Origin of the sequence: Cytobacillus sp. Hm23, from assembly GCF_051842895.1 — a bacterium.
Classification (GTDB): domain Bacteria; phylum Bacillota; class Bacilli; order Bacillales; family SM2101; genus Nanhaiella.
In genome coordinates this window covers 1-23,548 of sequence record NZ_JBPXRQ010000010.1, presented here as the reverse complement: position 1 = coordinate 23,548, position 23,548 = coordinate 1, and the positions used below count along the sequence as shown (strand labels likewise).

The 23,548-nt window shown below is 35.3% G+C and carries 22 protein-coding genes; 17 read left to right on the top strand and 5 right to left on the bottom strand.

Annotated features, from left to right (window positions below):
* The first annotated feature begins 322 nt into the window (after positions 1-322).
* The 3 genes from ACSVDA_RS08130 (at position 323) to ACSVDA_RS08120 (ending at position 3,224) form a co-directional block, all read left to right on the top strand.
* A complete protein-coding gene (locus ACSVDA_RS08130; protein WP_485882294.1) occupies positions 323-1,327 on the top strand; it encodes a phosphotransferase family protein in 1,005 nt (334 codons plus the stop codon).
* Between the two features lie 188 nt (positions 1,328-1,515).
* Positions 1,516-1,755 carry a hypothetical protein gene (locus ACSVDA_RS08125; RefSeq protein ID WP_485882292.1) on the top strand — a complete coding sequence of 80 codons (240 nt, stop codon included), beginning with the start codon at positions 1,516-1,518 and terminating at the stop codon, positions 1,753-1,755.
* A 122-nt stretch (positions 1,756-1,877) separates the two neighbouring features.
* Entirely contained in the window at positions 1,878-3,224 is a 1,347-nt protein-coding gene (locus ACSVDA_RS08120) for a DRTGG domain-containing protein (RefSeq protein WP_485882291.1), read from the top strand.
* Positions 3,225-3,408: 184 nt separating this feature from the next.
* Here ACSVDA_RS08120 and ACSVDA_RS08115 read toward each other — a convergent pair whose 3' ends face one another.
* Positions 3,409-3,708 (bottom strand): YtpI family protein, encoded by a 300-nt coding sequence (locus tag ACSVDA_RS08115; protein ID WP_485882289.1) that lies wholly within the window; start codon positions 3,706-3,708, stop codon positions 3,409-3,411.
* Positions 3,709-3,835: 127 nt separating this feature from the next.
* Here ACSVDA_RS08115 and ACSVDA_RS08110 point away from each other — a divergent pair, with 127 nt between their 5' ends.
* The gene (locus ACSVDA_RS08110) at positions 3,836-4,771 is read left to right on the top strand and encodes a DHH family phosphoesterase (RefSeq protein WP_485882287.1); all 936 of its coding nucleotides are present in this window, start codon (positions 3,836-3,838) and stop codon (positions 4,769-4,771) included.
* Positions 4,772-4,809: 38 nt separating this feature from the next.
* Here ACSVDA_RS08110 and ytrI read toward each other — a convergent pair whose 3' ends face one another.
* On the bottom strand, positions 4,810-5,289 hold the full coding sequence (ytrI, locus tag ACSVDA_RS08105; protein WP_485882285.1) for a sporulation membrane protein YtrI: 480 nt from the start codon (positions 5,287-5,289) through the stop codon (positions 4,810-4,812).
* Positions 5,290-5,309: 20 nt separating this feature from the next.
* Complete coding sequence (gene ytrH / locus ACSVDA_RS08100) at positions 5,310-5,651, bottom strand: sporulation membrane protein YtrH (RefSeq protein ID WP_214481611.1); 342 nt, start codon at positions 5,649-5,651, stop codon at positions 5,310-5,312.
* Between the two features lie 295 nt (positions 5,652-5,946).
* Between ytrH and dnaE the strand changes: the two genes are divergently transcribed.
* From dnaE to ACSVDA_RS08060, 8 genes are all read left to right on the top strand, one after another.
* Entirely contained in the window at positions 5,947-9,309 is a 3,363-nt protein-coding gene (gene dnaE, locus ACSVDA_RS08095; RefSeq protein WP_485882283.1) for a DNA polymerase III subunit alpha, read from the top strand.
* 208 nt (positions 9,310-9,517) lie between these two features.
* Complete coding sequence (gene ystJ / locus ACSVDA_RS08090) at positions 9,518-10,753, top strand: NADP-dependent malic enzyme (protein ID WP_485882281.1); 1,236 nt, start codon at positions 9,518-9,520, stop codon at positions 10,751-10,753.
* A 2-nt stretch (positions 10,754-10,755) separates the two neighbouring features.
* On the top strand, positions 10,756-11,376 hold the full coding sequence (locus ACSVDA_RS08085) for a FadR/GntR family transcriptional regulator (RefSeq protein ID WP_485882280.1): 621 nt from the start codon (positions 10,756-10,758) through the stop codon (positions 11,374-11,376).
* 78 nt (positions 11,377-11,454) lie between these two features.
* Complete coding sequence (gene accD, locus ACSVDA_RS08080; RefSeq protein WP_214481608.1) at positions 11,455-12,315, top strand: acetyl-CoA carboxylase, carboxyltransferase subunit beta; 861 nt, start codon at positions 11,455-11,457, stop codon at positions 12,313-12,315.
* Positions 12,309-13,286 carry an acetyl-CoA carboxylase carboxyl transferase subunit alpha gene (gene accA / locus ACSVDA_RS08075; protein WP_320256686.1) on the top strand — a complete coding sequence of 326 codons (978 nt, stop codon included), beginning with the start codon at positions 12,309-12,311 and terminating at the stop codon, positions 13,284-13,286. The genes accD and accA overlap by 7 nt, the downstream gene beginning before the upstream one ends.
* Positions 13,287-13,479: 193 nt before the next feature.
* Positions 13,480-14,439, top strand: a complete 960-nt coding sequence (gene pfkA, locus ACSVDA_RS08070; protein ID WP_485882279.1) for a 6-phosphofructokinase — start codon at positions 13,480-13,482, stop codon at positions 14,437-14,439.
* 30 nt (positions 14,440-14,469) lie between these two features.
* Positions 14,470-16,230: a pyruvate kinase gene (pyk, locus tag ACSVDA_RS08065; protein WP_485882278.1), complete on the top strand. Its 1,761-nt coding sequence runs from the start codon at positions 14,470-14,472 to the stop codon at positions 16,228-16,230.
* Between the two features lie 106 nt (positions 16,231-16,336).
* Entirely contained in the window at positions 16,337-16,726 is a 390-nt protein-coding gene (locus ACSVDA_RS08060; RefSeq protein WP_320207664.1) for an FxsA family protein, read from the top strand.
* Between the two features lie 57 nt (positions 16,727-16,783).
* Here the strand turns inward: ACSVDA_RS08060 and ytvI are convergent, their stop codons facing one another.
* Complete coding sequence (gene ytvI / locus ACSVDA_RS08055; protein WP_485882277.1) at positions 16,784-17,902, bottom strand: sporulation integral membrane protein YtvI; 1,119 nt, start codon at positions 17,900-17,902, stop codon at positions 16,784-16,786.
* A 160-nt stretch (positions 17,903-18,062) separates the two neighbouring features.
* Between ytvI and ACSVDA_RS08050 the strand changes: the two genes are divergently transcribed.
* The 5 genes from ACSVDA_RS08050 (at position 18,063) to ACSVDA_RS08030 (ending at position 23,300) form a co-directional block, all read left to right on the top strand.
* A complete protein-coding gene (locus tag ACSVDA_RS08050) occupies positions 18,063-18,524 on the top strand; it encodes a DUF441 domain-containing protein (protein WP_485882276.1) in 462 nt (153 codons plus the stop codon).
* A gap of 496 nt (positions 18,525-19,020) precedes the next feature.
* Positions 19,021-20,136: a citrate synthase gene (citZ, locus tag ACSVDA_RS08045; protein WP_485882274.1), complete on the top strand. Its 1,116-nt coding sequence runs from the start codon at positions 19,021-19,023 to the stop codon at positions 20,134-20,136.
* A gap of 131 nt (positions 20,137-20,267) precedes the next feature.
* Positions 20,268-21,536: an NADP-dependent isocitrate dehydrogenase gene (gene icd, locus ACSVDA_RS08040; protein ID WP_485882486.1), complete on the top strand. Its 1,269-nt coding sequence runs from the start codon at positions 20,268-20,270 to the stop codon at positions 21,534-21,536.
* A gap of 41 nt (positions 21,537-21,577) precedes the next feature.
* Positions 21,578-22,516: a malate dehydrogenase gene (gene mdh / locus ACSVDA_RS08035; RefSeq protein WP_485882273.1), complete on the top strand. Its 939-nt coding sequence runs from the start codon at positions 21,578-21,580 to the stop codon at positions 22,514-22,516.
* A 307-nt stretch (positions 22,517-22,823) separates the two neighbouring features.
* Positions 22,824-23,300 carry a MaoC/PaaZ C-terminal domain-containing protein gene (locus tag ACSVDA_RS08030; RefSeq protein ID WP_485882271.1) on the top strand — a complete coding sequence of 159 codons (477 nt, stop codon included), beginning with the start codon at positions 22,824-22,826 and terminating at the stop codon, positions 23,298-23,300.
* Positions 23,301-23,397: 97 nt separating this feature from the next.
* Here ACSVDA_RS08030 and ACSVDA_RS08025 read toward each other — a convergent pair.
* Positions 23,398-23,548 (bottom strand): transposase (locus ACSVDA_RS08025; protein WP_485882485.1); only part of this gene is annotated, 151 nt, incomplete at its 5' end.

Sequence of the window (23,548 nt, the reverse complement as noted above, 5' to 3'; positions counted from 1 at the left end):
TGTTTTGATAGCGATCAAAACAAGCTTTTTTTATTTGCAAAGGGAATGTGTAAATCATAAAGAATATATATATCAAGGAAAAATCTTTTTCGTAAATCATGTTGCGGATAGCAAAATAAGATTTTAAAGCTAGTTTCATCTAATAATAACCAAAGACTCTTTTCGAAAACTTTGTTGTTTAGTTCATAAAAATTGAGGATAAAAGCTTCGTTTTACTCTATCGTTTTAAAAAAAGAAGCTCTTATATCCTAGAAGGAAAAGCAACAATTAATGCGAAAAGAGCCATTGAAACGCAAAAAAAGTAGTATTTAGGGGGATATGATTGACTACTGAAATTATTTTTGCCTCGAAAAAATTGGGGCATATTACTGATACACAGTTACAGTCTATGCTTTATAGATTTAACTTAGGAAAATTTGTCTCTTCAGAAAAAACAGCAAATGGTGTTATGGGACAAACCTTACTTGTTACGTCTACTGAAGGAAAGTTTATTCTCAAGGGAAATCCGCTTTTTTCAGGGCAGTTTACTGAAGAGAAATTTTTTGTAGAAAAAATACGTGATCGAACAAGCATAGCTGTTCCTACACCATATCTTGTTGATGATAATGAAGATATATTTGGTTGGAAGTATGCAATCATGCCATTACTTCCAGGTAAACATTTAGGGGAAGTTAGTAGTAGGGTGTTTTTAGAGGATAACTTTAAAATAGCTGAAGTGATAGCCGAAACGCTTACTGCACTACATAGTTGGAAAGTGAATGCCTTTGGTGAATTAAATACGAAAGATTTCAGCATACGCCCTTTTGAGGATACATACAGAATATGGCTATATGACAGAATTATTTACTGGTTGAATGATGCAAAAAAGTACTCAACTATAACTACTGAAGACATATCGTGGGTAGATGAATTATTAAACAGTGCAATAGAACACTTTGATAGGATCACTTCATCCGCATTCGTTATGGGTGACTTTAAACCAGAAAACTTTTTGTTACAAACAAATGATAGAGGATGGAGTATTAGTGGTTTATTTGATTTCACGAACTCCTATTTTGGAGACCCAATATCAGATTTAATAAAGATGCTCATTCGGTATATTGATAATGGCGAACAGGAAATTGCACGACATTTATTGTCTGTATACTTACATAATATTGAGGAAAAAGAATCTTATCAACAACGAATAAAAGTGCATATGCTTCAACAAAACGTACTAGATTGGGGATGTGCTAAAGCTATGGGGATGGTTACATGGAAGCATGATTTATCATTTTCTAACTGGGCACAACAATATGTTGAAGCAGTAGACGATTTAATAAACTAACAACCCATAGATGTTTTACGTTGGTAACTTGTTCCCAATGTGAACATAGTAGATATGAAAGAGCCTTTTCCTTTTGTAAATGAGAGGAATTTATCTATTTTATGTATCCACTCGATCACTGCTACTTCTTTTTAAGGCATAAGGTGCATATTAATTAGTACAAACTCTATTTGAAAGGATTGAAACAAATGAAAAATAGATTGCTCCTTTGCCTTCTTATTAGTAGTGCGACCATATATATTGCAGTACCATCTTTGTCTTTTACAACAGATACCTTGCATGGTGTTTATTCGCTCGTTTGGATTAGCTTTGGGATCATTGTTATAGGTGGGAATTTAGTGGCATTGTTGTATTTGCCAAAGAACAAACCATCCGAAAAGACTAGATTATCTAAAAATCAAGTGAAAAAAGTAAAACAGTACCAATAGCTTCATTGAATCAATTTGCTCACACCTTTATAATAAAGAAAAATAGGGTTTGATAATCCAAGCGGTGTTCATATTTGGTGGTGTGATAGTGAGATTTTAACAAGCTTCTAGTTGCTCCATCAATGAAACCGAGAAAAAGGGTGAATAAATTGGCTACAAAACATGAACAAATTTTACAATACATTGATAGCTTACCGGTAGGGGAAAAAATTTCAGTTCGCCAAATTGCAAAAGATATGAGTGTAAGTGAGGGAACAGCGTACCGTGCAATAAAGGATGCAGAAAATAAAGGCTATGTGAGTACGATTGAACGTGTCGGAACAATTAGAATTGAACGTAAGAAAAAAGAAAATTTTGAAAAGCTTACATATGCTGAAGTTGTAAATATTGTAGATGGGCAAGTTTTAGGTGGAAGAGAAGGCTTACATAAAACATTGAACAAAATGGTCATCGGTGCAATGAAGCTAGAAGCAATGATGCGATACACTGGGGCAGGAAATCTATTAATAGTTGGAAACAGGACGAAAGCACATGAACTTGCATTAGAGGCGGGAGCAGCTGTATTAATTACAGGTGGCTTCGATACTGATGATTATGTGAAAAAGCTAGCAGATGAACTACAATTGCCGATCATTTCTAGTAGTTACGATACGTTTACTGTTGCAACAATGATCAATCGAGCCATATATGATCAATTAATTAAAAAAGAAATTGTGTTAGTTGAAGATATATTAACTCCTATCGAAAATACCATTTATTTAAAGGTGGATGATCCGGTTTCAAAATGGTATGAATATAATACTGAGACGAAACATAGTCGATATCCAGTAGTTGATGATCAATTGAAAATTCAAGGCATGGTTACCGCCAAAGACATTATGGGAAGCAACAATGACACGGTGATAGAGAAAATAATGACGAAAAATCCATTGAACGTAAGTGGGAAAACGTCAGTAGCATCATGTTCTCATATGATGGTTTGGGAAGGGATTGAAATGCTCCCTGTTGTGAATCAATCAAATAAGCTTCAAGGAATAATTAGTCGGCAAGATGTGTTAAAAGCATTACAAATGATTCAACGACAACCTCAAATCGGGGAGACGATTGATGATTTAGTGACGAGTCATTTTGTAAACATATCTACTAGTTCAAAAGAAAGTGAAATGTATCGGTGTGAAGTGACACCGCAAATGACAAACCATCTTGGTACAATCTCTTACGGTGTATTTACGACAATCGTAACGGAAGCTGCTAATAGAGTTCTTCGTTCTTTTAAAAAAGGAGATATAGTTGTAGAAAACATTACAATCTATTTCATTAAACCTGTACAAATAGAGAGTATGATTGAAATACGTCCAAAGGTTTTAGAAGTTGGTCGTAAATTCGGAAAAGTAGATGTAGAAGTATACAATGAAGGGGTAGTTGTTGGAAAAGCTTTAATGATGTGTCAACTTATTGACCGGTCATAGATAAGTATAAGTGCTTTACCTTATTGTTGTAGTAATAAGGCAGAAGAGGTTAGAAGTCTGAAAGAATATTTGTGACGACCGAATTCTACTAAATACAAACACCTTACACTATATCTGAAAGGGTAGATAGTCATCGCCCAAGTATTAAATGAAAGCGGAGATATGCTATCTCCGCTTTCATCCTTTATTTAAGTTCTTCAGCTTCTTTAATCGCTAGTGGTAAAAAATATTTATACGCTCGATACCCTGCCCATATACTACCTCCACCAAACAATATCAATATCGTTCCAACAATGAATGTAATCATTGTTGGGAATAATATTAGTTGGTTAATTGCAAATAATAAAACGAAGGTACCAAGTGCAATACTGGATTTAGCAGATATCCACTGACGTTCAATCGGCCTTTTTGTTCTGAAGTATTTTATTTTATAAAATAAATAAAATGAAATAGATAAAACGATAAATATAACGAATACAGGCATGCAGTTAAACCTCCATCATGTTTGTCCATTATTATTTTAGCGATTAATAACCTAAAAAGCTACAACTAACTATGCTAAGCCCTTTCATGGTATGATAAAGAAAACCATTGAATGTTAGGAGATACTAATGAAAGATAAAATACTGCAGGCAATAAAACAGTTCGACACAATTATAGTTCATAGGCATGTTCGCCCTGATCCTGATGCATACGGTTCCCAATGTGGGTTGTCAGAAATTATTAGAGCGTCTTTTCCAGAAAAAAAAGTATATTCAGTAGGTAATGAGGAAAAGTCTTTGAACTTTTTAAGTAGATTAGATGACATCACGGATAAGACATACAATGATGCTCTCGTGATAGTATGTGATACTGCAAATGAAGAAAGAATTGATGATACGAGGTATTCTTTAGGAAAGAAGCTAATTAAAATAGATCATCACCCTAATGAAACACCTTATGGTGATATTATTTGGGTAGATACAAGTGCAAGTTCAACGAGTGAAATGATTTATGAGTTTTATAAATATGGTAAAAACGAAGGATTAGTATTAAATAAACAGGCAGCAGAGTTGATATATGCTGGTATTGTAGGAGATACTGGGAGGTTTATGTTTCCTAATACGAACCCAATAACTTTTAAGTATGCAAGTGAACTAATTGAATATGGTTTTTCACTTAATAATCTTTATAATAAGCTATACGAAACGAAACTGAATGTTGCAAAGTTAAATGGTTATGTGTTTCAAAACCTTACTGTGTCAGAAAATGGTGCTGCTTCTGTTATTATAACGAAAGAAATGTTAGATGAATTTGAGGTTACTCCCATGGAAGCTTCTCAATTGGTAAGTACAATCGGACATATTAAAGGGATAAAAGCTTGGGTGTTTTTTGTTGAAGAGGAAGAAGTAATTAGGGTACGCCTACGCTCGAAAGCGCCTGTAATAAATGGGATAGCGAAGAAATACAATGGTGGGGGGCACCCACTCGCTGCAGGGGCATCAATTTATTCTTGGGATACTATTAATGATGTGTTGGCAGATTTAGAAAAGGTTTGTGCTGAATAAAATAACGGGAATGAATCTCACTCATTCCTGTTATTTGCTTATTTAACGATTTCAATCGTTCCATGAATAGATAATGTTGTGAAATATCCAATCTTTTTTATTCTTACTCGGTATGATTTTTCATTAATTGTAAATGGTTTGTTTTCAATTGATTTCTCTAACAAAGTACTATTTTTATAAACGGTTTCAATATCTTTCGCAAGCAAAGAACTTAGCTCTTTTCTTATCTCTTCCTGAATAAAAATGATGCTATTTTGATCTAAGTTAAATTTTTCATGTGCGGTGATGTCTATTATTATTTCTTGTAAAGTGAGTTGTTTTTTATTCTTTTCATTTAACTCCCGATAATCATCCTGCCAAATTTTTATGTCATTATTTAGTTTAATAATTTCTTTTTGCTGACGATCAATCATACTAACTTGTTTTTCCTGTAAAACGCCAAACATATATATAAAAACTAGCCAGCTAATAATGGCGCCAATAGCTACCCCAGCAAAAAAACGCTGCCAATTCGGCAATTGAAAATGTGGTGGGATCCTCATCGTGATATATGTTCCTGTGTAAACCAATGAATGATTTCTGTCCCGGTTTGTGCGCCCCCCATAGCTGAAACAATAAGTAGAATTTGTTTAAATACATCACGAGTTTCTCCAGAAAATATGCCGCGCTCAAAGCTATAAATCGCATCAAACGTTCCACCAATTGCCGCTACTAATGCCCAGATCTTTAATCTGTTTGACAGACGAAACATTTCAGTTAAGGGTGGTTGCCCAGATATAAATGCTCCTAAACCACCAATTAAAGCCCCGCCGAGTAGAACACCGAAGGCTATAAAATAGCTTTTTATAAACATTGGGATAAATGCTTCCTTTAATTCCATACTCATCATCCTTTCGATACATGTATATGGACAAACATTAGGAAATATGTTTTTGATTTGTATAGCTTGGTTACAACAAATATAATTATTAGTAGAGTGATTTTAATGAAGCAAGGAACAAAACTGTACTTGTATGGAAGTTCTATATTCTGTTAACAAAAAAAGAAACAACAGCTTCTGTCATTCGATGACTAAGCTAGTTAAGTATTTCAATGAACCTGAGTCTACAAGTGCATTTAATTCGGGTTACTTATAAATGAACTCTAAAAGTAATGATGATAAGGTGGGGGTTTCTATGTCTTTTGTTCACCTTCAAATAAAAAGTGCGTACAGCTTATTAAATAGTGCAGCATCAATTGAAAGTTTAGTTATAAAAGCAAAACGTCACGGCTATAGTGCTTTGGCATTAACAGATGAAAATGTCATGTATGGGGCTGTTTCCTTTTATAAAACATGTTTAAAGCATTCAATAAAACCTATCATTGGTCTTACGGTTTCTGTACTTGTAAATGAGAGTTCAAATGAGCCTAGTACTTATCCGTTAGTATTGCTCGCAAAAAATAACAATGGCTATCAAAACTTAATGAAAATTAGTAGTTCGGTATTAACAAAAGCGAAGAACGGTATTCCATTAAAATGGCTGCACCATTATAGACAAGATCTTATAGCAATTACACCTGGTCGTCATGGTGAAATAGAACAATTGTTACTTAATAATGAGGTTGAAAAAGCAAGAGAACGTGCTAATTTCTACAAAGGTTTTTTTGCTAATAATTGCTTTTTATTTTCAATTCAACAACATAGACAACATGATCGTGAATTAACTGAAAAGCTAGTAACGTTAAGTAAAGATGTTGATCTCAGTGTTGTTGCAACAAATGATGTACATTATACCGAAAAGAAAGATGCTATTGCTTATGATTGCTTAACAGCTATTAAACAAGGGTTAAAATTATCTGACGATCATTTAACAAAACTAGCTTCAAATGAGTATTATTTAAAGAGTCCAGAAGAGATGCTTGAACTTTTTAATAGCTACCCAAGTGCAGTAGCAAATTCTGTTGAAATAGCTAATCGATGTAATGCTGAGATAGCACTTGGTACGACACAATTGCCAAGGTTTCCTGTTCCAGATGGCAAGCAGTCGAATGATTATTTAGCTTCTTTATGTTTGAAAGGGTTAAAGGAACGTTATCAAGAGCCGTCGGACGAACATTATGACCGTCTAATGTATGAATTAGAAATTATAAATCGAATGCAATTTAGCGATTATTTTTTAATCGTTTGGGACTTTATGAAGTATGCGCACCATAACGGTATCCTAACAGGTCCAGGAAGGGGGTCTGCCGCAGGTTCGCTAGTTGCATATGTCTTATACATAACTAATATAGATCCAATAAAGCACCAGTTGTTGTTTGAGAGGTTTTTAAATCCACAAAGGGTTACGATGCCTGATATAGATATTGACTTTCCAGATACCCGTCGTGACGAGATGATCCATTATGTAAAGAATAAGTACGGACAATTACATGTCGCTCAAATAATTACATTTGGTACGCTTGGTGCAAGAGCAGCGTTACGTGATGTAGGAAGAGTAGTGGGAGCATCACCAAAAGAAGTGGACTTCTTAGCTAAAAAAATACCGATGAAGCAAGGAATCACACTTGAGGAGGCGTATCGTCAATCTTCGGAGTTTAGGGAGCGTATACAACAAACCGATGTGGCGAAAAGAATATATGAAATAGCGTTAACAATAGAAGGCTTACCACGACATACATCTACTCATGCTGCTGGTGTAATTATAAGTGATCAACAATTAACGAATATCATTCCCATTCAGGAAGGTCATGCAGATGTATATTTAACACAGTATCCAATGGATATTTTAGAGGATATAGGTCTGCTAAAGATGGATTTTTTAGGCTTACGTAATCTTACACTAGTAGAAAATATAATAACTATGGTTGAAAGAAAGACTGGGAATAACATTAACCTAGATCAAATTCCAATGGATGATAAGATCACATACTCTCTCCTTAGTCAAGGGCAAACAACAGGTGTTTTTCAGCTTGAATCCGAAGGCATGAGGCAGGTGCTAAAAAGATTGAAGCCGAGTAGCTTTGAGGATATTGTTGCTGTAAATGCACTATATAGACCTGGACCAATGGATAACATACCGATTTATATTGACAGGAAGCATAATAAGTCTCCAATTTCATATCCGCATCCTGATTTAGAGTCGATATTAGCTAAGACGTACGGTGTGATTGTGTATCAAGAACAAATTATGCAAATTGCTGCCGTAATGGCAGGATTTTCGTTAGGTGAAGCGGATCTATTAAGAAGGGCAGTTTCAAAGAAGAAAAAGGATGTATTAGACCAAGAAAGGGAACACTTTATCAATGGCAGCGTTAGCAAAGGATACGCTGTGTCGGTTGCAAATTCTATTTATGATTTAATAGTTCGCTTTGCTAATTATGGATTTAATAGAAGTCACTCAGTTGCATATAGCATGATTGCGTATCATTTAGCTTATCTAAAAGCAAATTATCCAATCTATTTTTATGCATCAATTTTAACAAGTGTCATTAGTAAGGATGATAAGCTCGCTTTCTACATTAGAGAAGCTAAGCAGCAAGGCATAAAAATATTACCACCATCCATAAATCATAGCCTTTTTGGTTTTTCAGTTGAAAAAAATGGACTTAGGTTTGGGCTTGCTGCTATTCACCATGTTGGAGGAGCTGCTTTAAAAGAGATTTTTCGTAGCCGAAAACAAAAAAAGTTTAGTGATCTATTCGATTTTTGTATACGAACTTCCGCGAAGCAAATTAATAGACAAACGATAGAGTCATTAGTAATGGCAGGTTGCTTTGATGAGTTAGGAGAAAACAGAGCTACTATACTAGCTAGTATAGATATTGCATTAGAGCATGCTGAACTCGTTAGACCAGATAGCAAAGATCAAATTGAATTATTTCATGAGGAATTTATGCTCAAGCCAAAATATGCTCAAGTTGCAGAATTATCCGAAGATCAAATGTTAAAGTTGGAGAAAGAAGCTGTTGGATTCTATCTCTCAAGATATCCAACAACGATGTATGAAGATTTATTCTTCTCCATACGTACGAAAAAAATTCATCAGCTTGCAGATAATAAATCAAATGAATTAGTGAAATTAGGTGTATATATTACAAATGATCGAGTGATACGTACGAAAAAAGGGGAAGTAATGTCATTTTATACATTTAGTGATGATTCAGGAGATGTTGATGCGGTTGCGTTTCCGGCTGTTTATAAACAATATAGTAATATTCTACACAAGGGCAATATCGTGGTCGTAGAAGGGAAATGTGAAAGAAGGTTAGAAAAGCTACAAATTATTATTAAAACCGTTTATACAATGGATGAAATGATAAAGTCATCTTCTAATAAATCTCTTTATTTGAGATTTGAAGACACACAAATGGCTGAAGGGAAAGTTCAAGAAATAAAAAAAATATTATCAACATTCCCTGGAGAAACTCCGGTACTTATATATTATGAAAGGGAACAAAGAACAATTCGCCTACCTGAAGAATTTTTGGTAGACACTTCAGAAGAATGTATAGAGCAGATGACCAAGGTATTGGGTGAAAGAAACGTTGTTTTAAAATGATATACTTCTTTACTTCTATCACTATTATGTTATATTGTATAGGTATCATTGGTCAGACCAATCTACTGTTGTTTGTGAGACGAGTTTTATTAGCATATTGAAAGAAAAACGAGCTAATAAAACAATAGGTACATTGCGTGGCAGTAAGAGAGGTAGTTTTTTGCTATATATTTCGCTAACTTTGTAGTACATTAAGGAGTGAAATGACATGTCATTAAGAGAAGAAGCATTACATATGCATAGTATTCATAGAGGAAAGTTAGAGTCCAAATCTAAAGTTCCTGTTCGAAATGCAAAGGATTTAAGCTTAGCCTATTCACCTGGTGTAGCAGAACCTTGTAAGGATATTTATGATGATGTACAAAAAGTCTATGAATATACGATGAAGGGAAATATGGTTGCTGTAGTCTCTGACGGTACAGCTGTATTGGGTCTTGGTAACATTGGACCAGAAGCAGCTATGCCTGTCATGGAAGGGAAAGCCGTACTTTTCAAAAGTTTTGCTGGAGTTGACGCCTTTCCAATTTGTTTGAACACAACAGATGTTGATAAAATTGTTGAAACAGTGAAGTTATTAGAACCGACATTCGGTGGGGTTAACCTTGAAGATATCGCAGCTCCAAATTGTTTCATCATTGAAGAACGCTTAAAGAAAGAAACGAATATCCCTATTTTCCATGATGACCAGCACGGAACAGCTATTGTAACAGTAGCCGGTTTGGTGAATGCACTTAAATTAGTTGGGAAAAAGATGTCTGAAATTAAAGTAGTAGCTAATGGAGCAGGTGCAGCTGGAATAGCAATTATCAAATTATTATATAACTTTGGTGTAAGAGACATCGTGATGTGCGATTCTAAAGGTGCTATATTTGAAGGTAGATCGTACGGGATGAACAATGTAAAAAATGAAGTAGCAAAGTACACTAATCGGGAAAAAATGGAGGGAACATTAGCAGATGTTATCAAAGGTGCTGATGTTTTTATAGGTGTTTCTGTTGAAGGTGCACTAACTAAGGAAATGATTCAAAATATGGATAATGATCCAATTATATTTGCAATGGCAAATCCTAATCCTGAAATAATGCCTGATCAGGCGAAAGAAGCTGGAGCAAAGGTTGTTGGAACAGGTCGATCTGATTTTCCAAATCAAGTAAATAACGTCCTAGCCTTTCCTGGAATTTTTCGAGGTGCGCTAGATATTCGTGCTACACACATAAATGAGCAAATGAAGATCGCTGCTGTTAAAGCGATTGCAAGACTTGTTTCAGACGAAGATCTACATGCAGACTATGTCATTCCAGCCCCATTTGATCCTAGAGTAGCTCCAATGGTTGCTGCAGCTGTTGCGAAAGCTGCAATGGAAACAGGTGTAGCACGTATCCAATTAGATCCAGAGAGTATTGCAGAAAAAACCCGCAAACTTTCAATTATTGGTAATGAATAATAATGTCATCAAGGTCAAAAGTTTATATAGAAATTGTTCATCAATTACAATGCATAATTACAGAAGATAGATTAAAAGCTGGTGATAAAATCCCATCAGAACGTGAGCTTGCTGTTAGATTAAAGGCAGGCCGCTCTTCTGTACGTGAAGCACTGAGAGCGTTAGAATTACTAGGTATTATTGAAACACGTCAGGGTGAAGGAACGTTCATCAAAGAATTTGGTGACCATAGTCTTATTGAGCTAATTGGAAGCTTTATTTTACAGGATGATAAGGCTAAAGAAGATATACTAGAAACAAAATATTTACTTGAGCGCAATTCTATTTTTTTATGTTGCAAAGTAAGTAATAAAAGCTATTTACAATGTTTGAAGTCGTTAACTTCTGGTAATAACTTTGATCATGATCAATTTATGAAAACAGTTGTAGAAGCGACTAATAATAGGCTGCTGCTAAGAATTTGGCTAGTGTTATTTGATTATTATAAGTTGGAATATCATTCTTATAACCTTCCGTTAGACTATTATACAGAACTCATAAATGCACTTGAGGAAGAAAAAGTAGACTTAGCACTTAGCATTTATGAAAGCATAGCTGTAAAACAATTGTCGATAGATGCATGACAAACTTTGACAAAATTATTTATAACATTTAGTTAAAGTAGAGGTAGTATATAGAATTTGGTAAAGGGGATTTACACAATGCTTAAGGATTTTTTTGTAAAAAAGAAAAAGTATGCATCCATTCCCTCAGAGCAAGCAAAACAAGATGTGCCCGAAGGTATCATGACAAAATGTCCAAGCTGTAAAAAAATTATGTATACAAAAGAATTAAACAAAAATTTACGTGTATGCTTAAATTGTGATCACCATCATAGAATGACAGCTTTCGAAAGAATTGGCAGTTTGATAGATGAAGGGACTTTTCGTGAGTATGATCAAGGCTTGATCTCAGATAATCCACTAAACTTTCCTGGATATGAAGAAAAGATAGAAAAAGATCGTATCAAAACAGGTCTTAACGAAGGAATAGTTACTGGTGAGGGAGAAATTAGTGGCTTTAAAACAGTTATAGCTGTTATGGATTCACACTTTCGAATGGGTAGTATGGGGTCTGTAATTGGAGAAAAAATTACTCTTGCAATTGAAAAGGCCATGGAGCTGAATGTACCTTTTATTATATTTACTACTTCAGGTGGTGCGAGAATGCAGGAGGGTGTATTAAGTTTAATGCAAATGGCTAAAACAAGTGCAGCCCTCAAACTTTTTAGTGATCAAGGAGGACTCATAATATCTGTAATGACAGATCCTACAACCGGCGGGGTTTCAGCGAGTTTTGCATCTTTAGGAGATTATAATTTTGCTGAACCAGGTGCTTTAATAGGGTTTGCTGGTAGACGTATTATAGAGCAAACAATACGAGAAGAGCTTCCGGAGGATTTTCAAACTGCTGAATTTTTATTGGAAAAAGGGCAGCTTGATGCTGTAGTTCATCGGCATAATATGAAAGAAACTTTAGAGAATGTACTATCCATACATATAGGAGGTGATTTGGAATGGTAGCTGAGTTAGAATTTGAACGCCCTGTAATTGAACTAACTAAAAAAATTGCTGAACTGAAGGAATTTACACAAAATTCTGATGTGGATTTATCTGCTGAAATTGAAAAACTTGAGCAACGGTTAAAGAAATTAGAAAGTGAAATATATGGAAATATGAAAACGTGGGATCGGGTTCAAATAGCTCGTCACCCAAATCGCCCAACAACATTAGATTATATTGAACGTTTATTTACTAATTTTATGGAGTGTCACGGAGACCGATATTTTGGAGATGACGGTGCAATCGTTGGAGGAATAGCAAAATATTATGGGCTTCCTGTAACTGTTATAGGACATCAACGGGGTAAAGATACGAAAGAAAATATTCGTAGAAATTTTGGAATGCCTCATCCAGAGGGATACCGTAAAGCATTACGTTTAATGAAACAGGCAGAAAAATTTCAGCGTACGATCGTTTGTTTTATTGATACGAAAGGTGCTTACCCAGGAAAAGCAGCTGAAGAAAGAGGACAGAGTGAAGCGATTGCAAAGAACTTGTTTGAAATGGCTGGATTAACAGTCCCAGTTGTTTGTATTGTCATTGGAGAAGGTGGAAGTGGAGGAGCTTTAGGTATTGGAGTTGGAAACCATATTCATATGTTAGAGAATTCAACATATTCAGTAATCACTCCAGAAGGTGCCGCATCTATTTTATGGAAGGATGCAGCGCTAGCCAAAAAAGCTGCTGAATCGATGAAAATTACTGCACCAGATTTAAAAGAGTTAGGTGTTATTGACGAAATCATTCCTGAAATTAAAGGTGGAGCTCACCGAGATGTTGATGAGCAAGCTAAGCTAATTGATGTAGTTTTAAAGCAATCAATTAGTGAGCTAAAGGAATTAGACGCCGCAACTTTGGTTCAGGAAAGGTATAGAAAATACAAAACTATCGGACAAATTTCTTATGAAAACGGTTACGTAGAGGTAAAATAATGCAACGTGCATCCAAAATCAATTTTGGATGCACGTTTTCCTTTTTTTTTCACATTTGTGATATTGTTTTCGTCGTAATGAAATGTTATTTTAAGAATACTTAGGTTCTGATGATGGAGGTCGGATGTATTTTTTTGTAAATCTCGCCTTCTCTTCTCAAGGCCGTTCATACAAATTAATGAGGTGAGACGTAATGAAAAGAATTGGTGTGTTAACGAGTGGTGGAGACTCCCCAGGAATGAATGCGGCAGTTAGAGCAGTTGTTAGAAAAGCAATTTATCATAATGTTGAAGTATATGGAGTGTACCAAGGCTATGCAGGTTTAATGAGTGGTAATATTAAAAAGTTAGAACTTGGTTCCGTTGGAGATATCATTCATCGAGGTGGGACAATGCTCTATTCTGCAAGGTGTGAAGAGTTCAAAACGCCTGAAGGGCAGAAACAAGGTATTGAGCAGTTAAATAAGCATGGGATTGAAGGGCTTGTTGTTGTTGGTGGAGATGGATCGTATAGAGGAGCAAAAGCGCTAACTGAGCATGGTTACCCTTGTGTAGGCGTACCTGGAACGATTGATAATGATATTCCTGGAACTGATTTTACTATTGGGTTTGACACTGCATTAAATACTGTAATAGATGCGATAGATAAGATTCGTGATACTGCTACTTCTCATGAACGCACTTATGTTATCGAAGTAATGGGAAGATTAGCGGGTGATATAGCGTTATGGGCCGGCTTAGCAGGTGGAGCAGAAACAATTCTAATACCTGAAGCTAACTATGACATGAATGAGATTACTAATAGATTAAGAAGTGGACATGAAAGAGGTAAGAAGCATAGTATCATTATCGTTGCAGAGGGTGTAGGCAGTGGTGTTGATATCGGTAATAAGATTCAAGAGGAAACTGACTTTGAAACACGTGTGTCTGTATTAGGTCATATTCAACGTGGTGGATCACCTACTGCATTTGACAGAGTATTAGCAAGCCGACTAGGTGCGAAAGCTGTAGAGCTTTTATTAGCTAATAAAGGTGGCCGTGCTGTCGGTATTCAAAATAATAAACTCGTCGATCATGATATTATCGAAGCGTTGGCACAGCAACATCATATTGATGAAGATATGTATAAATTATCAAAAGAATTATCAATATAGAAAGAAAATTACTATTGGGGGTAGAAATTGATGAGAAAAACAAAGATTGTATGTACAATAGGTCCGGCTAGTGAAAGTGTAGATAAGTTAGTTGAGTTAATGGAAACAGGGATGAACGTAACTAGATTGAATTTTTCACATGGTGATTTTGAGGAGCATGGAGCACGTATAAAAAATATTCGTGAAGCTGCCAAAAAGACTGGAAAAAATATCGCTATTCTTCTCGATACGAAGGGTCCGGAAATTAGAACACACACGATGGAAAGCGGTGCAATTGAGTTAACTGATGGTTCTGAAGTCATTATTTCAATGGAAGAGGTTATTGGTACACCTCAAAAGTTTTCTATCACTTATCCAGGTTTAATTGAAGATGTTGAAGTTGGTTCTAAAATTTTGCTAGATGATGGTTTAATTGGCCTTGAAGTAATTGCAATTAATGCAGAACTTGGGGAAATAACAACAAAAGTATTAAATAACGGTGTATTAAAAAATAAAAAAGGGGTAAATGTTCCAGGGGTTAAGGTGAAATTACCAGGAATTACCGAGAAAGATGCTAACGATATCATTTTTGGTATCGAACAAGGTGTAGATTTTATCGCTGCTTCTTTTGTTCGCCGTGCTAGTGATGTTCTAGATATTCGTGAAATATTAGAAAAACATGATGCACCAAATATACAAATTATACCAAAAATTGAAAACCAAGAAGGCGTAGATAATATCGACGATATACTTGAGGTTTCAGATGGATTAATGGTAGCTCGTGGAGATTTAGGTGTTGAAATACCAGCAGAGGAAGTTCCTCTGGTACAAAAAGAACTTATTAAAAAATGTAATGAGCTTGGAAAGCCTGTTATCACAGCAACTCAAATGTTAGATTCTATGCAACGAAATCCAAGACCTACGCGTGCTGAGGCGAGTGATGTTGCAAATGCTATTTTTGATGGTACTGATGCAATCATGTTATCTGGGGAAACTGCAGCTGGATCGTATCCAGTAGAAGCTGTAGGTACAATGCACAGCATTGCATCCCGTGCAGAAACAGCATTGGAATACTCGCAAATTTTAGCGAAGCGTAGTAAACAAACAAATCCAACGATCCCTGATGCTCTTAGCCAATCGGTTGCTCATACTGCACTTAATTTGGGAGTTAATGCGATTATTGCTCCAACAGCGAGTGGCTATACAGCTAGAATGATTTCTAAATATCGTCCAAAAGCACCAATTATTGCAGTAACAGGAGATAAATCTACTTCTCGTAAGCTTGCTCTTACTTGGGGTGTCTATCCAATAACGGCTAAACAAGCGAACTCGACTGACGAAATGCTTGAAGTAGCTGTCCAGGCGTCATTGGACTCTAAACTTATTTCATGCGGTGATTTAGTCGTAATTACAGCAGGTGTTCCAACTGGTGAAAAAGGTGCAACCAACTTAATGAAAATTCATGTGGTAGGCAATGTTATCGCTAAAGGACAAGGTGTAGGTCGTAAATCAGCATTTGGCAATGCGGTTGTCGTATCTAGTCAAAAAGATGCTGAACAAAAAATGACAGAGGGAGCTATATTAGTTACTCAATGTACAGATGCTGATATGATGTCATCTTTAGAAATGGCTTCAGCTATTATTACTGAAGAAGGTGGCCTTACAAGTCATGCAGCAGTAGTTGGACTGAGCTTAGGTATACCTGTCATCGTTGGTGTAGAAAATGCGACTAAGATTATTAAAGATGGAAATGAAATAACTGTTGATGGCGGCTTAGGAACTATTTATGAAGGAAGAACTAGTGTATTATAAATTCATTACTGGAGAAGGTGTTAAACCTTCTCTTTTTTTTATTTTAAGGTATAATAAGGACAAATAGATCAATATTGTTCAATGGTGATTGGAGGACCTCAATATAATGTTGCAAATGATGATTGCACTGATCATTATAGTTCCAGCACTAGAAATTGGCTTATTAATATTGTCAGGTAATACTTTAGGTATATTTCCGACGATCGTTTTAATTATATTAACTGGTGTTTTAGGAGCATGGCTAGCTAAAAAGCAAGGAATGGAAACATTACGTAATTTTCAACAACAGGTAAGCTACGGACGACCTCCGGGAGATGCAATTATAGATGGACTTTGTATACTAGTTGGTGGTGTAGTATTATTAACCCCTGGCTTTATTACCGATGCAATAGGTTTTATGCTACTAATTCCGTTGACAAGAAATATTTTAAAGCCATTCTTACTCAAAATCATCAAAAGGATGATTGACCGTGGAAGTATAACGATTATACGATAACACAAGGGTATAGGCATACTAGTAGAAAATTTACCCATAGAAAAAAAGAGTCCTTATTTAGGACTCTTTTTTACCTGTGATGTAAGCATATAATTCATTAAATATATTTGCACTATGCAAGGTTTTAATAATTACTAATATAACAGGTCCAGCGATTAGCCCCAAAAAGCCCAGCAGTTTAAACCCAATGAATAATGATATAAGCGTTGCTAAAGGATCTAAGCCAATACTAGATGATAATACTTTAGGTTCCATAATTTGTCTTGTAATAAGGATGATGATATATAGTATCCCTAACCCAATTGCTAGAGATATATTTCCACTAACAGCTGCATAAACGATCCACGGTACTAAAATAAGCCCTGTTCCTAAGTACGGAAGTAGATCAACAAAGCCTATTATTAAAGCGATCGTTATTGCATAATTTACTCTTAATATGAGCAACCCTATTAATACGATAATAGCGGTAATTGATATTAAAGTTGCTTGAGCTTTTAAAAATCCGAAAAGAGCTTTTTTTAAGTCAAAAAAGACTTTTTTACCGCTAGTTCTTGCTTTTCTAGGTAACAATTTACTCATTAATCCAGACAGACGATCCCAATCCTTACTTATGAAAAATGTAGCTAGTAGTGAAAAAACGATAACTGTTCCAGTGTTAGGAACCCAAGCTAATAAGTTTGGAATGTTTTCTAGTACTTGTTGGATGAAATCTCCAACACTTGAGGCAATATTCGTACCGACTGATGAAATGTTTTGCATAATGGTATCTTGTTGGCCAGCATCTAGGTTTTTAAAAAACACTGCAATTTGGTTGTAGAACGGAATGATTTTACTTGCAATAAATACTTCAATATATTGCATTAGTGTGTTAAAGTGTTCAGGTACAACTTTAGCTAAATATTCTGTGCCTGAAACTATTTCGACAACTAATAGTGTAATTAAGCCGGCTATGATTCCGAATAATAAAATTAAGGTAATAAAGATTGATAGTGATCGTGGTATTTTTGCTTTTTGATCCAAGAGGTTTACGATCGGGTTTATTAAATAAGCGATTATTAGCGCAATAATGAACGGATATGTAACAGTTGATACATAGTAAAGTCCTATAATTCCAATCGTTATTACTGCTATTACAAATAGTAGGCGTAGCCCACGGTAAACATATTCAAGATTCAATAAACAGCCCCCCTATCCCATATAAATATTTTATAATAATATGGTTAAGAATGGAAAGGATAGTTTTGTGAATTTTATACATTATATGGCGTTTCTTTCACATTGACCAATTGTTTGTTATGATTTACCTGGTAGAGCGCAGCAAGGAGGATTGATTACATTGTTCACTCAAGCAACAGCATTCTTATTAATCTTACTAGCAATTGGAATCATCGCGAAAAATCAATCACTAATTATTGCTATTTTTGTCCTGCTGCTAATAAAGTTGTTTGGATTTGATTCAAAGCTATTTCCTTATATTCAAGGTAAGGGGATTAATTGGGGTGTAACGATTATTACAATTGCTGTATTAGTTCCTATTGCGACAGGTGAAATTGGGTTTAAACAACTTGTTGAAGCTCTTAAATCTCCATATGCTTGGATTGCATTACTGTCTGGAATGGCTGTTGCGATCATTGCAAAAAGTGGTTTAACATTATTGGAGAATGATCCTCATATTACAGCAGCGCTTGTATTCGGCACAATTTTAGCAGTAGCACTGTTTAAAGCTGTAGCAGTTGGCCCTTTAATTGGGGCAGGGATTGCATATATATGTATGAGAATTTTTAATATTTTTGGTTGATTATTTTCTTGTAATAATATTTTTTTAAATAAATAAGGTTCTTTTCATTCACAAGAGTCTGATAATTGTTTATAATAATACTAATATGTTATCTTTCTTATATTAATGCCCTTACTCACAATTAAATAGTAGAGGGGTATTTTTACATGTCTTAGCAGGATTGTTAATCTTTTGAAAAAGTATAAAATGTAAGCATTTTCTTTTTGTGAGATAAGATCATTCGCACTTCCCAGTTTGTAAAAAAACAAATTTTCTCAAATAAATGAGAGGGACTATAGACTAGACGGCATGTTTTCTTAAGTTAAGGAGGGAAACTTTCGCATGCTTATTAGTGTATTAGTGCACATATTTTCTTATTATATATAAATAGAATAACCTTGCTGTTGATGTGTTTATGAAATAAGTAAGTTTTTTCCTAATTTGAGCAACCGCTCAATTTCTAGTACAGTAAATATAAAGGCAATGGGGAATTTTATTAAAAAAAGGAGAGATTTTTATGACAGTAACACGCGGTCTGGAAGGGATAGTAGCAACAACATCATCTATTAGTTCAATCATAGATGACACACTAACATACGCAGGATTTGACATTGATGATCTTGCAGAAAATGCTAGTTTTGAAGAGGTCATTTACCTACTTTGGAATCGCAAATTACCTAACAAAAATGAGCTTGAGCAACTAACAAATGAATTAGCTGAAAATGCTAGCATTCCTCAAGAAATCATTGATCACTTTAATATGTATCCTATTAACGAGGTTCACCCTATGGCGGCGTTACGCTCAGCTATTTCCTTGTTAGGATTATATGACACTGAAGCTGATAAAATGGATGAAGAAGCAAATTATCGTAAAGCTATTCGTTTACAAGCAAAAATACCTACAATTGTTACTTCTTTTTCACGTATACGAAAAGGCCTTGAACCGATATCACCACGTACAGATTTAGGTTTTGCTGCTAATTTCTTGTACATGCTTACAGGTGAAGAGCCAAGTGACATCGCAATAGAAGCGTTTAATAAAGCGTTGGTATTACATGCGGATCATGAGCTCAATGCTTCAACCTTTACTGGTCGTGTGTGTGTCGCAACATTATCTGATGTGTATTCTGGTATTACTGCCGCAATTGGTGCACTTAAAGGTCCTCTTCATGGTGGAGCAAATGAAGCAGTAATGAAAATGCTAACAGAAATCGGATCAGTAGAAAATGTAGATTCTTATATTCAAAATAAATTTGAACAAAAAGAAAAAATTATGGGCTTTGGTCACCGAGTATATAGAAAAGGTGATCCACGTGCGAAACATTTAAAGGAAATGTCTGAGAAACTAACAAGAATTACAGGTGAAACAAAGTGGTTTGAAATGTCTGTGAAAATTGAAGACCTAGTAACATCTGAAAAACCACTTCCTCCTAATGTAGATTTTTACTCTGCTTCTGTCTACCACAGCTTAGGAATTGATCACGATATATTTACACCTATATTTGCTGTAAGCCGTATCTCAGGCTGGTTAGCACACATATTAGAACAATATGAGAACAACCGTTTAATTCGTCCAAGAGCAGAATATACAGGACCGAGTAAACAAGTTTATATTCCTATGGAACAGAGATAAAATAGAAAGTATTTTATGTAAGGAAGTATTAAATGATAAAATAGTAATTGGTTGGAAAGGGAGCTCCTCTCTTTCCAATGGATAATGTATTAATAAAAATAACAACAGCATCATGGATGGAGGTTTTTGTGTTGACACAAGGGAAAAAGATTACGGTTGAAAATGGAAAATTAAATGTACCAAATAATCCTATTATTCCTTTTATTGAAGGTGATGGTACGGGACCAGACATTTGGGCAGCTGCATCACGAGTGTTGGAGGCTGCAGTAGAAAAAGCGTACAATGGTGAGAAATCAATTGTTTGGAAAGAAGTTCTTGCTGGGGAAAAAGCATTTAACCAAACAGGTGAATGGCTTCCTGAGGCAACACTTGATGACATTAGAGAGTACATAATTGCTATTAAAGGACCACTGACTACACCTATTGGTGGAGGTATTCGTTCTTTAAATGTAGCTCTTCGTCAAGAACTTGATTTGTTTGTATGTTTAAGACCTGTACGTTATTTCCAAGGTGTTCCGTCACCTGTTAAGCGTCCAGAAGATACTGATATGGTTATCTTCCGTGAAAACACAGAAGATATCTATGCAGGGATTGAGTATGCAAAAGGCTCAGATGAAGTGAAAAAAGTGATTGACTTCCTACAAAATGAAATGGGAGTTGCCAAAATTCGCTTCCCAGAAACATCAGGTATCGGAATTAAGCCAGTGTCAGAAGAAGGCACATACCGTTTAGTACGTTCAGCAATAAATTACGCTATCAAAGAAGGACGTACTTCTGTAACGCTTGTTCATAAAGGTAACATCATGAAATTTACTGAAGGTGCATTTAAAAATTGGGGATATGAACTTGCGGAGAAAGAGTTTGGGGATAAAGTATTTACTTGGGCTGAGTACGATCGCATCGTTGAAGCAGAAGGAAAAGAGGCTGCGAATAAAGCTCAATCTGAAGCAGAAGCAGCAGGGAAAATTATCGTTAAAGATGCAATTGCTGATATTTTCCTACAACAAATATTAACTCGTCCAAAAGAATTTGATGTCGTTGCTACAATGAATTTGAATGGTGACTACATTTCTGACGCATTAGCAGCACAAGTTGGTGGGATTGGTATTGCCCCTGGTGCTAACATCAATTATGAATCAGGACATGCTATCTTTGAAGCGACACACGGTACAGCACCTAAATATGCAGGTTTAGATAAAGTTAACCCATCTTCTGTTCTTTTATCTGGCGTACTAATGCTTGAGCATTTAGGGTGGAATGAAGCTGCTGATTTAATCACAAAGTCTATGGAGAAGTCTATTGCTTCCAAAGTTGTAACTTATGATTTCGCACGTTTAATGGATGGTGCTACAGAAGTAAAATGTTCAGAGTTTGCTGATGAATTAATAAATAACTTATAAGCATAAATGACAAAATAGATGTTGATTAGGGGGAAATTTTCATGACATTAAAAAGAAAAAAAATCTCTGTCATCGGTGGAGGATTTACTGGTGCAACTACAGCATTTTTATTAGGGCAAAAGGAACTTGGAGATGTTGTATTAGTGGATATTCCTCAAATGGAAAATCCTACTAAGGGTAAGGCATTAGATATGTTAGAAGCAAGTCCTGTTCAAGGGTTTGATTCAAATATTATCGGAACATCTGATTATGCTGATACTGCTGATTCAGATATCGTAGTAATTACCGCTGGTATAGCACGTAAACCAGGGATGAGTCGCGATGATCTAGTGCAAACAAATCAAAAAGTAATGAAAAGTGTGACACAAGAAATTGTGAAATACTCACCAAACTGTTATATCATTGTTTTAACGAATCCAGTTGATGCTATGACATACACTGTATTCACAGAATCTGGATTTCCAAAGAATCGTGTCATAGGTCAATCAGGGGTCCTCGATACTGCACGTTTTAGAACATTTATTTCACAAGAACTGAATATATCAGTTAAAGACATAACTGGCTTCGTATTAGGTGGTCATGGTGATGATATGGTGCCGTTAGTACGTTATTCATATGCAGGTGGTATTCCACTCGAAACGTTAATTCCTAAGGAACGTCTAGACGCAATTGTGGAACGTACGCGTAAAGGCGGAGGAGAAATTGTTAACTTACTAGGGAATGGTAGTGCTTATTATGCGCCAGCTGCTTCCCTTGTAGAAATGGTAGAGGCAATTCTTAAAGACCAACGTAGAGTATTACCATCCATCGCATATTTAGAAGGTGAATATGGCTTTGAGGGTATTTATCTTGGTGTGCCAACAATCCTTGGAGCTAATGGTATTGAAAAAATTATTGAGTTAGAGTTAACAGAGGAAGAAAAGAACGCTCTGTCCAAATCAGCTGAAGCTGTGAAAAATGTAATGAAAGTTCTCGCATAATCACTAGCATTCAAAAGGGTCTAACTCCACATACTATACAGTATATAGGGAATAACAACCCTAAATGTTATAGAAATGTGGAGTATGACCCTTTTATTTTAAATACTTTTACATAGTTTTTAATCTGTTCTACTTTGACATACGGTCAATAATGACTTGCTCTAAATGATCTTTACTCGAGGTCACTGTGATGGTTCAAGCATAATATCACAAGCATAATCATATAAAAGGTCTTCGGTGCTTTTTCTGGAATGAGTATGAACTAGCGCATTCAATTTTACTGTATTTCGAATATAGGAGGTTTTGTATGTTGTTAGGCAAGAAAAGAAAATTAGGAAGATTAATTAATGAAATTTCAATTGGTGAAAAGTTATCTTTAACTGAAAAAATTGAGGATAAAGATCTATTACTCTATTTAGGACTAACAAATGATTCAAATCCATTATATATTCAACATGACTATGCATCTCAGACACCTTATAAAAAGCCAATAGCCCCTAATATTATGTTAACAGGAATTATTACCTCTGCAATCTCAAAGTATTTACCTGGACCAGGTAGTCATATACTCAAACAAGATATTTCCTTTATTCATCCTGTATATCATTATGGAACAGTACAATTTCTCTTTGAAGTCATAAACGTTGACGAAAATAACCATACGATTGAAATTAAGATTGAAGCAACAAATGAGGAAGATGAAAAAGTATTAGAAGGTACGACACTTGTTTGTCCACCTCATCGCTTAGAATCATTAGATGGGAATGCTTTAGAAAACTTTTAACAGGATGATATATACTGAAGAACGAAGAGGATTGATCCTCTTCGTTCTTTTAATAGGTTCAACGTCAAATGTTGGGGTGAAGCAAGTTCTCTTCGCCCTATCCAACATGAACACCCACTTTTTTATACTTATGAGCTAATAAGATTTTAGCTCTAAAACGCTTGAAACTTCTAAATCCAAAAGCATTTCTTTTCATGACTTTTGTTAAATTGTTTATACCCTCTAAAAATCCGTTAGAGTAGTTGTAT

Bases quoted from the DNA above. Each gene is read 5' to 3' on its own strand.
- dnaE (WP_485882283.1), top strand. From the start codon at position 5,947: ATGTCTTTTGTTCACCTTCAAATAAAAAGTGCGTACAGCTTATTAAAT.
- ACSVDA_RS08085 (WP_485882280.1), top strand. From the start codon at position 10,756: ATGTCATCAAGGTCAAAAGTTTATATAGAAATTGTTCATCAATTACAA.
- ACSVDA_RS08120 (WP_485882291.1), top strand. From the start codon at position 1,878: ATGAAACCGAGAAAAAGGGTGAATAAATTGGCTACAAAACATGAACAA.
- accA (WP_320256686.1), top strand. From the start codon at position 12,309: ATGGTAGCTGAGTTAGAATTTGAACGCCCTGTAATTGAACTAACTAAA.
- ytrH (WP_214481611.1), bottom strand. From the start codon at position 5,651: ATGGAATTAAAGGAAGCATTTATCCCAATGTTTATAAAAAGCTATTTT.
- ystJ (WP_485882281.1), top strand. From the start codon at position 9,518: ATGTCATTAAGAGAAGAAGCATTACATATGCATAGTATTCATAGAGGA.
- pyk (WP_485882278.1), top strand. From the start codon at position 14,470: ATGAGAAAAACAAAGATTGTATGTACAATAGGTCCGGCTAGTGAAAGT.
- accD (WP_214481608.1), top strand. From the start codon at position 11,455: ATGCTTAAGGATTTTTTTGTAAAAAAGAAAAAGTATGCATCCATTCCC.
- ACSVDA_RS08060 (WP_320207664.1), top strand. From the start codon at position 16,337: ATGTTGCAAATGATGATTGCACTGATCATTATAGTTCCAGCACTAGAA.
- ACSVDA_RS08125 (WP_485882292.1), top strand. From the start codon at position 1,516: ATGAAAAATAGATTGCTCCTTTGCCTTCTTATTAGTAGTGCGACCATA.
- ACSVDA_RS08115 (WP_485882289.1), bottom strand. From the start codon at position 3,708: ATGCCTGTATTCGTTATATTTATCGTTTTATCTATTTCATTTTATTTA.
- citZ (WP_485882274.1), top strand. From the start codon at position 19,021: ATGACAGTAACACGCGGTCTGGAAGGGATAGTAGCAACAACATCATCT.
- mdh (WP_485882273.1), top strand. From the start codon at position 21,578: ATGACATTAAAAAGAAAAAAAATCTCTGTCATCGGTGGAGGATTTACT.
- pfkA (WP_485882279.1), top strand. From the start codon at position 13,480: ATGAAAAGAATTGGTGTGTTAACGAGTGGTGGAGACTCCCCAGGAATG.
- ACSVDA_RS08030 (WP_485882271.1), top strand. From the start codon at position 22,824: ATGTTGTTAGGCAAGAAAAGAAAATTAGGAAGATTAATTAATGAAATT.
- ACSVDA_RS08110 (WP_485882287.1), top strand. From the start codon at position 3,836: ATGAAAGATAAAATACTGCAGGCAATAAAACAGTTCGACACAATTATA.